Source organism: Paraburkholderia adhaesiva, from assembly GCF_021390575.1.
In the GTDB taxonomy this organism is placed as follows: Bacteria; Pseudomonadota; Gammaproteobacteria; order Burkholderiales; family Burkholderiaceae; genus Paraburkholderia; species Paraburkholderia adhaesiva.
In genome coordinates, this window is record NZ_JAJEJQ010000005.1 from 1 (window position 1) to 13777 (window position 13777).

Annotated in this window: 14 protein-coding genes; 3 read left to right on the forward strand and 11 right to left on the reverse strand. The window is 61.6% G+C overall.

The window, feature by feature from the left end; all coding sequences use genetic code 11:
• The 11 genes from L0U80_RS30100 to L0U80_RS30150 form a co-directional block, all read right to left on the reverse strand.
• Positions 1-319, reverse strand: a 319-nt coding sequence (locus tag L0U80_RS30100; RefSeq protein ID WP_233874839.1) for a LysR family transcriptional regulator, incomplete at its 3' end; no start/stop codon positions are given.
• Between the two features lie 14 nt (positions 320-333).
• Entirely contained in the window at positions 334-1716 is a 1383-nt protein-coding gene (locus L0U80_RS30105; RefSeq protein WP_233874841.1) for an MFS transporter, read from the reverse strand.
• A 319-nt stretch (positions 1717-2035) separates the two neighbouring features.
• On the reverse strand, positions 2036-2413 hold the full coding sequence (locus tag L0U80_RS30110) for a hypothetical protein (protein ID WP_233874842.1): 378 nt from the start codon (positions 2411-2413) through the stop codon (positions 2036-2038).
• Positions 2414-2510: 97 nt separating this feature from the next.
• Entirely contained in the window at positions 2511-2870 is a 360-nt protein-coding gene (locus tag L0U80_RS30115) for a RidA family protein (RefSeq protein WP_233874843.1), read from the reverse strand.
• 58 nt (positions 2871-2928) lie between these two features.
• Complete coding sequence (locus L0U80_RS30120) at positions 2929-3654, reverse strand: amino acid ABC transporter ATP-binding protein (RefSeq protein WP_233874844.1); 726 nt, start codon at positions 3652-3654, stop codon at positions 2929-2931.
• The gene (gltK, locus tag L0U80_RS30125; RefSeq protein ID WP_233874845.1) at positions 3651-4328 is read right to left on the reverse strand and encodes a glutamate/aspartate ABC transporter permease GltK; all 678 of its coding nucleotides are present in this window, start codon (positions 4326-4328) and stop codon (positions 3651-3653) included. The genes L0U80_RS30120 and gltK overlap by 4 nt, the downstream gene beginning before the upstream one ends.
• Positions 4328-5068, reverse strand: a complete 741-nt coding sequence (locus L0U80_RS30130; RefSeq protein WP_233874846.1) for an amino acid ABC transporter permease — start codon at positions 5066-5068, stop codon at positions 4328-4330. The genes gltK and L0U80_RS30130 overlap by 1 nt, the downstream gene beginning before the upstream one ends.
• 162 nt (positions 5069-5230) lie before the next feature.
• Entirely contained in the window at positions 5231-6127 is an 897-nt protein-coding gene (locus L0U80_RS30135; protein ID WP_233874847.1) for a transporter substrate-binding domain-containing protein, read from the reverse strand.
• Positions 6128-6208: 81 nt separating this feature from the next.
• Positions 6209-7462: a D-amino acid dehydrogenase gene (locus L0U80_RS30140; RefSeq protein ID WP_233874849.1), complete on the reverse strand. Its 1254-nt coding sequence runs from the start codon at positions 7460-7462 to the stop codon at positions 6209-6211.
• Positions 7463-7560: 98 nt separating this feature from the next.
• Positions 7561-8487, reverse strand: a complete 927-nt coding sequence (locus L0U80_RS30145) for a LysR family transcriptional regulator (RefSeq protein WP_308444904.1) — start codon at positions 8485-8487, stop codon at positions 7561-7563.
• Between the two features lie 15 nt (positions 8488-8502).
• Complete coding sequence (locus L0U80_RS30150) at positions 8503-8844, reverse strand: hypothetical protein (protein ID WP_233874852.1); 342 nt, start codon at positions 8842-8844, stop codon at positions 8503-8505.
• 687 nt (positions 8845-9531) lie between these two features.
• On the opposite strand from L0U80_RS30150, the gene aldA reads away from it, so the two are divergent.
• The 3 genes from aldA (at position 9532) to L0U80_RS30165 (ending at position 13777) form a co-directional block, all read left to right on the forward strand.
• Positions 9532-10956 carry an aldehyde dehydrogenase gene (gene aldA / locus L0U80_RS30155; RefSeq protein WP_233874854.1) on the forward strand — a complete coding sequence of 475 codons (1425 nt, stop codon included), beginning with the start codon at positions 9532-9534 and terminating at the stop codon, positions 10954-10956.
• Positions 10957-11155: 199 nt separating this feature from the next.
• Complete coding sequence (locus L0U80_RS30160; protein ID WP_233874856.1) at positions 11156-12496, forward strand: MFS transporter; 1341 nt, start codon at positions 11156-11158, stop codon at positions 12494-12496.
• Positions 12497-12529: 33 nt separating this feature from the next.
• Positions 12530-13777 carry a mandelate racemase/muconate lactonizing enzyme family protein gene (locus L0U80_RS30165; RefSeq protein WP_233874860.1) on the forward strand — a complete coding sequence of 416 codons (1248 nt, stop codon included), beginning with the start codon at positions 12530-12532 and terminating at the stop codon, positions 13775-13777.

Consider the following 13777-nt stretch of genomic DNA (forward strand, 5'->3'; position numbering starts at 1 on the left):
TCCCGCTCATGGCGGTCGTGTTGGTCCAGATCCGCACGTGCCCGGTAATGCCCTCGCCAAACTGCTGCATGTCGGCGGCCAGCCGCTCCACCTGCTCCTGAACGAGCCGCGCATGACGCATGAAGCACTCGCCTGCCGGCGTGGGTGTCATGCCCTGGCTGGTCCGGTGCAGCAGCCGGAAGCCCAGGCCATCCTCGAGGTTCTTCAGACGGTTGCTCGCGGCGGGCGCCGACAGGTGGCAGCGGGTCGCGGCCCGGGCGAGATTGGCCGTCTCACCCAGCGCCGTGAGCAGTCGCAGATCGACAAAATCGAAATGCATGGAGGCAGCCGCGCTTATGCGGTGACGTTGGTTTGCGCGGCGGCTTCGTTCTCAGGGATCTTTCCCGAGACAACCTCCAGCGTCAGCCCGCCTGGCTCGACCTTGAGAAGCCCCAGTGCGACGCACAGGGCGATCATCACGCAGGCGACCATGGCCACCACGCCAGAGACACCGAAGTGCGTGTACAGCAGCACGGCCAGATAGGGTGTGCACATCGATGCAGCCCGCCCGCTGACGCCGGCGACGCCCGTGCCTCGCAGACGGTGCGTAGTCGGGAAAAGCTCCGGGATATAGACGAACAGGCCCAGCGTGCAAACCGTATAGAGCGCCGTCACGAGCGCAAACCCCATCACCGAGATCTCGACAGGCTCGCGCATCTGAACGTAGATGTAGCCGAGAACAATGGAGACGAGCGAGCTGATGATCAGGGCCTTGCGGCGGCCCAGGCGGTCAGCGATCGCGTAACCGACGACGGCACCCGCCGGCGCGCCGAACGACATGAGCACAACGAAGCCGAGCGAGCGCGTGATGCTCAGGCCTTCGTTGATGAAGAACGTCGGCAGCCACGCGACAAAACCATAGAGCGAAACGTTGACGGCAACCGCGGTGAGCGCCGCCACGCCGGTGCGGCCGATCATGCCCGGGGCAAACAGCGCGGAGAGCGGTGCGGCCGGCGTCTCGTGATCGTGAACCCCGGTGACGGCCGGCAGGTCACGGCGGGTATGGCGACGCACCTCCTCCTCGATCGCAGCGACCGTGCGTTCCGCCTCTTCACTGCGGCCGACCGTTTCGAGCCAGCGCGGCGATTCGGGCATGCGGTGACGGAGCACCCAGACGATCAGCGCCCCCACCCCCGCGATGGCGAACATGTAGCGCCAGCCGAGATGCGGAATGACCCAGTAGCCGATTGCCGTGGCGGCAAGCAGACCCGAGTTGGTAATGAGGGCCAGCAGCGAAGTCCAGCGGCCGCGGCTCGACGGCGGCACGAATTCACACAGCGTGCCGGCTGCGACAACGAGTTCGGCGCCGAGGCCGACGCCCATCACGAAGCGCAGCAGGATCAGCCAGTCAATGCTGGGCACGAAGGCGGCGATGAACGACGCTCCGCCGAAGATGGCCAGATTGGCCTGATACGAAAACCGTCGCCCGAAGCGGTCACCGAGATAGCCCGCGAGGCCGGCGCCGATCATCATGCCAAGGAATGTCGCCGAGAGAAAAAAAGACCCCGTGCGCATGTCGGTAAAGCCTGCCTTGACCATCGCGGCAAGCGCACCATTGGCCAGGTAGATGTCGAAGGCATCCAGGAAGGCCCCCGCGCTGATCAGCCCGAGGATCTTCCAGTGAAACCGGCTGATGGGCAGGCGGTCAAGACGGGCCCCGGAATTGACGATGGCCATGGTGTCTCCAATGTTCTGTCCGGCCAGGGAGAGAATCCTTCGGAATACGTGACGATGTATTCGACGGAATCCTCATCAACCGAACGCGGTTATAGATATCTGGAGACTGCCCGCAATGCAGGGTGCAGGGAATTCTTATTTCTGGAATGCGCAATTCCATCCAGACTAATGCCCCGCGCAATGGCCCGGCATTGTCAGGAAAATGATAATTCTCCCGTAAATCAAGGCGTTTTTTTCATCATCTGCATGACAAAAAAATGCCGCCCGGAAAGGCGGCAAAGAGGGGAGGCACTGCTATGGAACACCTTTTAACGTCACATTAGTCTGGCGCCAGCTCCTTTAGCAGCGCGAGCTTCTGGTTGGCCTCGAGAAAGGCCGACACCGGCATCACCCGCATCATCTCGTCGAGTGCGTTCAGCACCTCGCCAAACAGGACGTAGGTAGCGTCATCCACACGAAAAGCCCCGACTTCTGTCACCGCGTCGCGGCATCGTTCGAACCCGGCAATGGCGTCTGCAAATAACTGCCCCATATCCGCACGACGATCTTTTCCACTCATGGCACGCGCGAGGAAAATCGCCTCGTCGATCACGATGGCATGAAATGGCTCTACCGTGCCACGACGCGCCATCTCCAGCGCGAGATGGTTTGTGGTGGATATCCTGTTGCGCGTGACTGCATTGAGCGGAAGCAGCATGCTCTTCGTGCGAGGCATCCGGCTCTGTCGCAAGGCTGGCATCGGCGCTGTTGAATGAGAGGTAATCTCGTTCTTCAAGACGTTCCCGAAAGAACGGTTACGGCTTCAACGCCGCGGTCGCGATGATCTCCACGCGAATGTCCGGCGACGCCAGCGCGGCTTCGCAGGTCGCCCGAGCCGGTGCTTTCCCCTTCGGTACCCACTCTTCCCACGCCGCATTCATCAGCGCGAAATCGCGGGCCATGTCGGCCACCCAGATCTGTACGGTCAGCAGACGCTCGCGGTCGGTGCCCGCCATTTCCAGATAGCTGTCGAGCTGCTGCAGGATGTTTGCCGTTTGAACGCCTGCATCGCCATTACGCGCGGTGGCCGTAAGGCCGGCCACATAGACCGTCCCGTTGTGGATCACCACGCGCGAGAGGCGCGGCCCGGTTTCAAGACGTTGAATATCGCTCATTGTTTTCATCTCCCTGATTGAATGACCTGTCGTCGCAGCGGTCGTGCCGGGCTGCCCGCTAGTGCAGGATCTTCGCCAGAAAATCCTTCGCGCGATCCGACTTCGGGCTCGCAAAGAAGGCTTCCTTCTGATCGTCCTCGACGATGGCGCCCTTGTCCATGAAGATCACCCTGTGTGCGACCTTCTTTGCAAAGCCCATTTCGTGGGTCACGCACATCATCGTCATCCCTTCCTGCGCGAGCTCCACCATCACGTCGAGTACCTCGTTGATCATCTCCGGATCGAGCGCGGAGGTCGGCTCGTCGAACAGCATGGCAATCGGGTCCATCGACAGGGCGCGCGCGATGGCGACGCGCTGCTGCTGGCCACCCGATAGCTGGCCCGGGAACTTGTCCGCATGTGCGCGCAGTCCCACGCGCTCGAGGAGCTTGAGCCCCTTGTCCGTTGCTTCATCCCTGCTTCGGCCCAGTACCTTGATCTGCGCGAGGGTGAGGTTTTCGGTGATCGACAGATGCGGAAACAGTTCGAAGTGCTGGAACACCATGCCGACCTTCGAGCGCAGTTTCGGGAGATTGGTCTTCCTGTCGCCCACCGACTGATCGTTGACGAGGATTTCCCCCTGCTGGAATGGCTCAAGCCCGTTGACGGTCTTGATGAGCGTGGACTTGCCCGAACCCGACGGGCCGCACACAACCACCACCTCGCCCTTCTTCACCTCGGTCGTACAGTCGGTGAGCACCTGGAACTGGCCGTACCACTTCGATACGTTCTTGATGGAAATCATCTTGCAACCCTTCTCTGGAGACCTTTGGCAAAGCTCGATGCAACGAGGCAAATCACGAAATAGCCGGCGCCTGCGAACAGGACCATCTCAACCGTCGTACCGTCACGGTCGCCGATATTGGTGGCCGTACGGAAAAAGTCCGCGAGGCTGATCACATAGACGAGCGAAGTGTCCTGGAACAGCGCGATCGCCTGCGTAAGCAGAAGCGGCACCATCGCCCGAAACGCCTGCGGCAGCACGACGAAGCGCATCGCCTGCCCGTAGCTCATGCCGAGCGCGAACGAGGCGTTGACCTGCCCGCGGGGTATCGCCTGGATACCGGCGCGGATGATCTCCGAGTAGTAAGCCGCCTCGAAGAGGGAAAACGCGACCAGTCCCGATGCCAGCCGTACGTCGACATCAGGAGAGAGGCCGAGCACGTTCTGCAGCACCTGCGGCACGATCAGGAAGAACCACAGCAGAACCATCACGAGCGGGATCGAACGGAACACCGTTACATAGCCCTTCGCGAACCATGCAAGCGGTTTGACGCCAGACAGGCGCATGAGGGCGATCAGCGTGCCCCAGAGAATGCCAACGACGATGGCGCACAGCGTGATCTTGAAGGTGACGACCGCGCCGGTCCACAGTGTCGGCAGCGCGTTGGGAATGCCGCTCCAGTCGAAGTGATGCATCACTTGCCTCCGATATAGCCGGGCAGCCGGGTTCTTGACTCGACCCAGCGCATGAGCGCCATGACGACGAGATTGATGAGCACGTACGCGAGCGTGACCGAGATAAACGATTCGTAGGTCTGCGCGGTGTAGTCGACCAGCTGGCGTGCCTGCGCGGACAGATCGAGCAGGCCGATCGTCGAGGCGACGGCCGAGTTCTTGAAGATGTTCAGAAACTCGGATGTCAGCGGCGGCACGATGACGCGATACGCCACCGGAAGCAGCACGTAGCGGTACGTCTGCCACTGCGTGAACCCCATCGCGAGTCCCGCGGCACGCTGGCCGCGCGGCAACGTATTGATGCCGGAGCGAACCTGTTCACACACCCGCGCGCCGGTGAAAAGCCCCAGGCAGATGATCGATGACGAGTAGAACTGCGCGTCAGGTGGCAACTGCTTGTACCAGAGGCCGATCGATGAGGGCGCCAGATCCGGTATGACCAGATACCAGATGAAGAACTGCACGATGAGCGGGATATTGCGGAACACGGCGACGTAGACGGTACCGGCTCCTGCGGCCCATCTGTTCGGCACCGTGCGCAGCACGCCGAAGAAGGATCCGACGATGAACGCGAGTACCCAGGCCGCGAGTGACACGGTGATCGTCACCCAGAAGCCCGAGATGAGCCAGCCGAGATACGTCGTGGGCTCGCCCGTCGATACCGGACTGAACAGGATGCCCCAGTTCCAGTGATAGGACATGATGGTAAAAGTCTCCCCGCATGGGTGCCGGAGTCAGGCTGCTGATCTTCCCAGCGACCTTCTCCGGCTTCCGGGCGTTGGTGGTTATGAATTACCGGGCGGTGAAGCACAGGGACCGCAGCGCCCTGCCGGCCGTCCCTGCTCCGCGTCTTGCCGAAACGCTTAGTCGAGCGCCTGATCGTTCGGATGGGCGAACAGTGCCTTGTTCTCGGCCGACAGCGGATAGTCGAGATTGATGCCCTTGGGCGCGATCGGCTGGGTGAACCACTTCGTGTAGAGCTGCGCCGCTTCGCCCGACGTCTGCATGTTGGCAATGACGCGGTCTGCGAGCTTCTTGAAGACGGGGTCATCCTTGCGCACCATGCAGCCGTAGACTTCGGACATCGGCGGCGTACCGGTGACCACGTAGTCCTGCGGGTCCTTCTCGTTGGCCCGCGCGCCGTACAGAAGCGGCTCGTCGTTCACATAGGCTGCCGCCCGGCCGGTCTTGAGCATCAGGAAGGAATCCGCATGGTCCTTCGCGAAGATGAGCTGCATGTTCATCTTCTTCGTGTTGTTCATCTCACGCAGCAGGCGGTCTTCCGACGTGCCCGCGGTGGTCACCACGGTCTTGCCCGCGAGATCGGAGAAGTCCTTGATGCCCGAGTCCTTCTTCGTGATCAGGCGCACGCCATACTGGAAGAAGCTGTTCGTGAAGGCGACCTGATTGGCGCGCTCCTTCGTGTGCGTGGTCGATCCACACTCGATATCGATCGTGCCGTTCTGAAGCACGGGAATGCGATTCTGCGACGTGATCGGCGTTTCCTTGACGGTCAGGGTGCTGAGCTTGAGCTCCTTCTTGACCTCATCGACGATGCGCAGCGCGATTGCCTGCGAGTAGCCGACCGTGTGCTGCTGGCTGTCGTAGTAGGAAAACGGCACCGACGACTCGCGGATGCCCAGCGAGATGACGCCCGTATTCTTGATTTTCTGCAGCGTGGGACTCGTCTCCTGCGCCTGCGCGCTGGAGAAAAGTGCGCATCCCGTCGCGATCACCGACAGCATTGCCAGACGTTTCATGGTGTCTCCTTGGTTTGATGGGGCGACGCACGATGCGCCGACCGGGTTATTTCAACCTGCGAAAAGCGATACTTCCTTGTCCTACGACAACCGGTTCAACGAATAGACGCTCGCATCAACCGACGTCTGCCGTCCATGCAGTACCTCGGCCAGCAGTTTCGCGGTGCCGCACGCGAGCGTGAAACCCAGTGCCCCATGCCCCGTGTTCAGCCAGAAATTGCTGAATTTCGTGGCGCCCACGAGTGGCTTGCTGTCGGGCGTTGCTGGCCGGTGCCCACACCAGGTTTCGGCATTCGCATAGTCAGCAGCAAAGGGGAAGATCTCTTTCACGTGACGAGTCAACGTTGCGAGCCGCGCCTCGCGTTGCGACTCATCCGCCCCCGTGATTTCCACCATGCCAGCGATGCGCAACTGTTCTCCCAGCCGCGCGTACACCACCTTGCGGTGCAGGTCCGTGACATTGATCCCCGGTGACCGGTCCGGAATCGCGGCGGCCGTCAGGCTGTAGCCCGTCAGCGGATAGATCGGCAGGCGCAAACCCAACCCTTCAGCGAGATCAACGCTGGCCGTTCCAGCCGAGAGAACAAATGCGTCTGCGCGGATATCGCCCTGCTCGATTCGCGCGGCAACGATCTGTCTTCCCTGCCTCACCCAGCCGAGCACGCGGGTGCCGGTCATGATCCTGACGTGGTACCGATCGCGCAGCACATTCGCGAGCGCATTGCAAAAGCGCAGGCAATCACCTGCTTCTTCCGATGGCGTATGAATGCCGCCAACGATCGACGTCGGCGCAAAGTCCAATGACGGTTCAATCTCGATACAACCGCGGCGATCGAGCGCCGACTGGCTGGCGCCGCCCTCCGCGAGCAGGTCAACTTTCCTGCGGGCGAGTTCGAATTCGTGGGCGTCACGGTAGACGACGAGCTTGCCGTTCTGCACGTGGTCGAACTCGATCTTCTCCTGCCCGACAAGCTCATGCAGGGCCGCACGGCTCAATGCGCCGAGCTGGAGCAGCTCCAGCGCAGTCCTGTTGCTCGTCGCCGTGCGGCAGGCTCGCAGAAACGCCATGCACCAGCGCCACTGTTTCATGTCGGGACGCGGCACATAGCGCAGCGCCGAGTCACTGCTGAGGAGCCACGCCGGCAGATGCGGAAGCACGGAAGGGTCGGCCAGCGGTGCCACGTAGCTGTAGCTCAGCTGTGCACCATTTGCATGGCTGGCCCCCTGCGCGACATCGTCCCCACTCTCCAGAACCGTCACGTCATGGCCTTCGCGAGCGAGAAAATACGCTCCGGTCAAGCCCACAACGCCCGCACCCACGATACATACCTGCATATGCGACCAGCCTTCCTTCGTGAACCGTAACTGGTCAAAGTGTGCGTGCGCAACCATCCCCTCGCAAATGAATTGAGTTGGGAGTGCATAACCCCACGTTATGCGCAAATCGGGAATGTGGGCCCTGATTTCGAGATAGCATGACTACCCATGTTCTCGACGCACGCGCGCAGCATATCGACGAATGCCTTACCGGCGTTGGATTCCAGCTCACCGTCGCGCCACAGCGCATAGACGCCCATGGAGAGTGTCGGAAGAACGGGCCGGACAGAGACCTGGTCCGCACCCATGCGCGCGCTCAGCTCATCGATCAATGTCAGGCCGACGCCCCTTGCGGCCAGCGCACGCGCAACGTACCAGGTCTGGGCTTCGATCGAGGCAACGTGCCCGTCCAGCCCCAGCGTTTCAAGCTCCCGTCGAATGAACTCGCCAAGCGGATCCACGCTGCCGATGCTGATCCAGTCGCGCGTGACCACCTCCTCCATCCCGATCGGTTCAGTGCTGTCGTCTCCAGGTGGTCCGACGCAGACGAGCGCGGTGCGGCCCAGTTCGACCGCTGTGATTCCCGGACTTCTGGGCGGCTCGACGCCAACACCGATATCGAGATCCCTTGTGAAAAGCGCCGTGATCAGTTCGGTCGTGTGACGGGTCTGGATCCTGAGCGAGACCTCGGGATGCGAAAGGCGGAATTGCTGGACCGCCTCGGGGATCAGGCTCACGCCGAGACTCGGCAGGCACCCGACGCGCAGATAGCCCTGGGGCTGCGATGCCAGATTGCGCGCGAGGTTTCGAAGGCTCTCGATATTGGACTGGAGCTTGTGGGATTCGGCAAAGAGGATTTCGGCTTCACGCGTAGGCACAAGCCTGTTGTTGGTGCGCTTGAACAAGGCAAACCCGAGGCCGTGCTCGGTCTGCGCGAGTGCCTTGCTCATGGCGGGTTGCGAAATGCACATCAGTTCGGCAGCCCGAGAAATCGATCCCGTGCGCATGATCGCAAGCAGGATCTCGATATGTCTCAATCGCACGCTGTTTGTCCCCGGTTACTGGTTTCTCGCCGGCGGAAAGATGTATGGCGAGGCAGCCGATGATGGGGCGAGCTTTTCCATCCTGATCATCATCGCGCGGTCGATTTCCTGGCATTCACCCTGAACTTGCGCCATGATCGCGGCGGCGTCGCACGAGATACGCAACAGGTCTTCGGTGTGAACCTTCGGCATGTAGGGGCTTGCTGCAAGCGCTGTGGCATTGCTGGCGATGTCTGCCAGGGCCGCTGCGACACTGCCGCGATGTTCAGCCAGAAAAAGGAGCAGGTCCTCGAGTACCTTGATCTGGTCGCGCAATTTCGCCACCGTGGACTCGTGATTCGTCTCGTTCTTTTGCATGGTGCGTGATCTCGTCAAGCTTGAAGCGGCCAGGGAAGCACATGGACGATGAGCCGGGTGGTTCGCACCGACAGCCTGTGGCGCATCGTCTCACCCATAGGGACTAGCACGGGCTCGTTGCAGTGAGCACGTCGTTGACGAACACCGGCGATGGGCGCATTCGAGTGACAGGTGACGTTGTGATGCAAGGCGTGTCCTCCAGTGAACGGAAAACATGCCCGCAACCAGAGGCACTGCGAGGGGTGAGCGGGCACGAGGCAGGGCTGGAAAACCGGCGCAACACCAAACCGGCAGGTCCGAAGACCTCCCTACCACGACCCGCCCATTGACGAAACCAACAGACGTGCAGCGATAGCCGCACGCCCTTGCGGGCGTGCGGGGTGTTGCGTAACCAGGTTTCCAGGCCTGGTGCCGGTGTTTCCGGCAGATGCCAACCGCGAACAGCATGACGGCGAGCATGCCTATGCTACCGCCAAATGCGCGCCCGATCGCGGCATTTGACGTAGTTTAACTCTTTGGTGACAAATGTCTGAGCGGGTCGGCCTGACGGGGCTTCCGAGGGTGATTTTCCATATATGGAAAAATAAATCCGTCCAGGAAAATTTGTTGACCCACGAAAAAACTGCCGCTTATAGTCCTCCTCACACGCCGTGACCTGTCACGTCGAACTGAACGGAGAACGCCTACGTGCAGCACTACGAAAATTTCATCGATAACGAATTCACCGGGTCTGCAACGCAGTCCCGTATCGAGGTCATCAATCCCGCTACCGGGCAGGCTGTCGCGCTCGTTGATACGGCCAGTCCGGAAGATGCGAACCGGGCCGCGCGTCAGGCCGCTGGGGCACAGAAGTCGTGGCGCCGTCTGCCCGCTGCCGAACGGGCCAAGGTCCTGCACCGGCTTGCTGATGCACTCGTGGAACGGGCTGACCGGATCGGCGCGGCTCTCGCACTCGAATCCGGCAAGAGTCCCGCGCATGCGCGCGCTGAAGTCATCTACGCAGCGGAAGTCACGCGCTATCACGCCGAATGGGCACGCCGCATCACCGGCGAAATCATCCCGAGCGACAACCCCAACGAAAACCTTCTGCTCTATCGCGAGCCCATCGGGGTTGTCGTCTGTCTCATCCCGTTCAACTCCCCCGTGTACACGCTGATGCGCAAGCTTGCCCCGGCGCTCATCACCGGCAACACGGTGATCGTGCGCCCGAGCAGCTATACGCCGTGCTCGGCGATGGAGATTGCACACGCAGTCGTGCAGGCGAATGTGCCAGCCGGTGTGATCAACATCATGGCGATGAGCCACATGGTGGCCGAGCAGATCTGCACGCACCCCGCTGTCGGCATGATCACCCTTACCGGCAGCGTCGGCGCCGGCCGCAAGGTGCTCGAATACTCGCAGGTCAATATCGCAAAGGTGGCGCTCGAGCTGGGTGGCAAGACCCCGGCGATCATCGAGCCCGATGCCAACCTTGAACAGGCGGCCGCCGATATCGTCCGCTCGAAGACGACGAACTGTGGACAGCTCTGTACCGCCGTCGAGCGTGTCTATGTGCACGAAGAAATCGCGCCGAAGTTCATCGGCCTGCTGCGCAATCGCATGCGCGAACGCCAGTGGGGCGACCGCAGCAAGAATCACGACTGGATGGGGCCGCTGATTCACGAGAATGCGCGCCTGCATATCCACCAGATGGTCGAGCGCGCCATCGACGACGGCGCTGTCCTTGAATGCGGCGGTGTGATCCCGGATGGCAAGGGCTTCTTCTATCCGCCGACCCTGCTTACCGGGTGTCGCCAGGATATGGAGATCGTCCAGGAAGAAGTCTTCGGACCGGTGCTCGCCGTCGTCACCTACCGCACGCTCGACGAGGCGCTGGAGATGGCCAACGATCACCAGTTTGGACTCGCCTCGATGATCTACAGCGAAAACCATCGCACCATCATGCGCGTCGCCAACGAGATCGAGGCGGGCGAATGCTACGTGAACCGCGTGCCTGATGACCCATACCAGGGCCATCACTCGGGCTGGAAACGATCAGGCATTGGCGGCGACGATGGCCAGCACGGCATGCTCGCCTTCACGCAGACGCGCCTCGTGGTTGCGACCTGGTAAGCACACGACCTGGAAAAAGACACAGGAACAGGACAAATCCTGACTGGAAAGCTGCGCGGGGCGTAACACGGATTGACGTGGCCCCGCCAACGCTACATATGAACCCCTGCAAGCCGCGAATACATTTCGGATTGCTTACTAGCTGGAGAGCGCCAGACCCGGAACACGAAGAATACGCCGAGATAGTCATGCAGTACCGGTGAGACACACCGCGCATCGAGCAATAAAAATTGGAGACATCATGACTGTAACAATCGAATCCCCGGAGCAGACACTGGCGGATACATCCGCCCCCTCCCCGTTAGTCCGCTATTTTCAGCTGGCCGTGCTGACACTCGCCGCCGGCGCGCTGTATCCGCTGCTCTACCTGCGGCAGAATTTTGAAAACACGCTGCTGCAGGCGTTCCACATCACTGCCGACCAGCTCGGCGAGCTCTACTCGGTGCTGGGCATCGTCTATGTGGTCACCTACATCCCGAGTGGATGGCTCGCCGACCGCGTAAGCTCGCGCTGGCTCGTCGTGTTTTCGCTCGGCGCCGTGGGCCTGCTCGGCCTGTGGTTCGCCACCTACCCCGATCCGTCGATGCTGCGCTGGATTTTCCTCGGCTGGGGTGTGGCCGGCGGCCTGACCTTCTGGTCGGCGATCCTGCGCGCCGTCAAGCTGCTCGGCACCGACCGCGAGCAGGGCCGCTTCTTCGGCATCCTCGACGGCGGCCGCGGGCTCACGGAAGCGGTACTCGCTTCGATCGCCGTGGCGATCTTCGCGCACTACGCGAGCGAAACGCCGCAACATTCCCTGCAGCCCGTGATCCACATGTACGCGTACACATGCCTGGGCATCGGCGTGCTTGCCGGGCTGATCCTGCCGAGCGACCGGAACCGCACGCGTGAATCCGGTGTAGCGGCACAGGGCGGCAGCGCGCTTGGCGACTTCATCATGCTGATCCGTATTCCTGAGATCTGGCTCATCAGCCTCATCGTGCTGGCAGGTTATCAGCTGTTGTGGGCGACGTTCTCGTTCTCCAGTTACATCCAGGAGCACTTCTCGGCTTCTGCCGTGCTCGCCGGTGAGCTGACCGTCATCAAGCTGTGGATGCGGCCCATCGGTGCCATTGGCGGTGGGTTCCTCGGCGACCGCTTCTCCAATGTGAAGGTGCTGGGTTTCGGCATGCTCGCCGCGGCTATTGCATGGATGCTGTTTGTTCTCGTGCCCGCCTCGGTTCCCATGTGGCTGCTGGCCTGCTGCATCGTGCTTCTCGGGCTGATGACGTACTCGGTGCACGGCCTGTACTGGGCCATCATCGACCGCTGCCATGTGCCGGCACGCGTGACCGGCCTTGCGATCGGGATCATCTCGATGATCGGTCTTTCGCCCGACGTCTTCCTGCCGATGATCAACTCGGCGATCTCGCACCAGTTTCCGGGCGTGCTCGGTACGCAGCTCTACTTCGTCTATATCGGCGCCTGCTGTCTGGTCGGCAGTGGCTTGACCTGGGTATTCGCGAAGCGTACGGAGCACTACCGCTTCCCGGGCCGGTAATCTTGCGCGACACCACTCTCACACGAAAGACCCATGAAAATTACCTCGCTTGAAACCTATGTTGTTGCCGTGCCGCCGCCCTACATTGGCGGGCGCTACTGGATCTTTGTAAAACTCAAGACGGCCTGCGGTATCGAGGGCGTTGGCGAAGTCTACGCGGCGAGCTTTCACCCCTCCGTGATGGAAGCGGCGATCGGCGACGTGTACCAGCGGTACCTCGAAAACCACGATCCGCACCACGTCGAGCGCTTCTTCCGCGAAGCGTATTCGAGCGGCTTCACGCAGCGGCCCGACATCAGCATGATGGGGATCGTCAGCGGCCTGGAAATGGCGTGCTGGGACATCATCGGCAAGGCTGCCAACCGGCCTGTCTATGACCTGATCGGCGGCAAGGTGAACGAGCGCCTGCGCTCCTATACGTACCTGTATCCGAAGAACGAGGACGGCACGTACAGCCACGACTACGAGGACATCGAGCCGTCCGTGCGTTGCGCCGAGGAATACGTGAAGCAGGGCTTCACGGCGATCAAGTTCGATCCGGCCGGACCCTACACGGCGTACTGTGGCCACCAGCTCAGCCTCGACCTGCTCGAGCAGTCGGCGATGTTCTGCAAGCGCCTGCGTGAGGCGGTGGGCACGAAATGCGATCTCATCTTCGGCACGCATGGCCAGATGACGCCGTCGGCCGCCGTGCGGCTCGCGCGCTACATCGAGCCCTACGATCCCCTGTGGTTCGAGGAGCCGGTGCCGCCGGGCCAGTCCGAGGCAATGGGGCGCGTCGCGCAGAAGACCAGCATTCCGATCGCCACCGGCGAGCGCCTGACCACCAAATACGAGTTCTTCGACGTGCTGCGCAACAACGCCGCGTCGATCCTGCAGATGAACCTGGGACGCGTGGGCGGGATTCTCGAAGCCAAGAAGATCGCGAGCCTGGCTGAAGTGCATTACGCGCAGATAGCGCCGCACCTCTACAACGGCCCGATCGGCGCGGCAGCCAGCATCCAGCTCGGCGTGGCCTCGCCCAACTTCCTGATCCAGGAAAGCATCATGCGCTGGGAGGGTTTCCACGCCGAGATCCTCAAGAAGCCGATCCGCTGGGAAGACGGCTACATCATCCCGCCGACGGAGCCGGGCCTCGGCGTCGAACTCAACATGGAAGTCGTCAAGGCCAACATGCCGTACACAAGCCGCCGCCTGCATCTGACCGTCTCGACGCAACCGTTCGACGTGAAGGGGTTTTCCGACAGCTGGAAGGCGCGCTACGCAGAAGACAAGGAATAG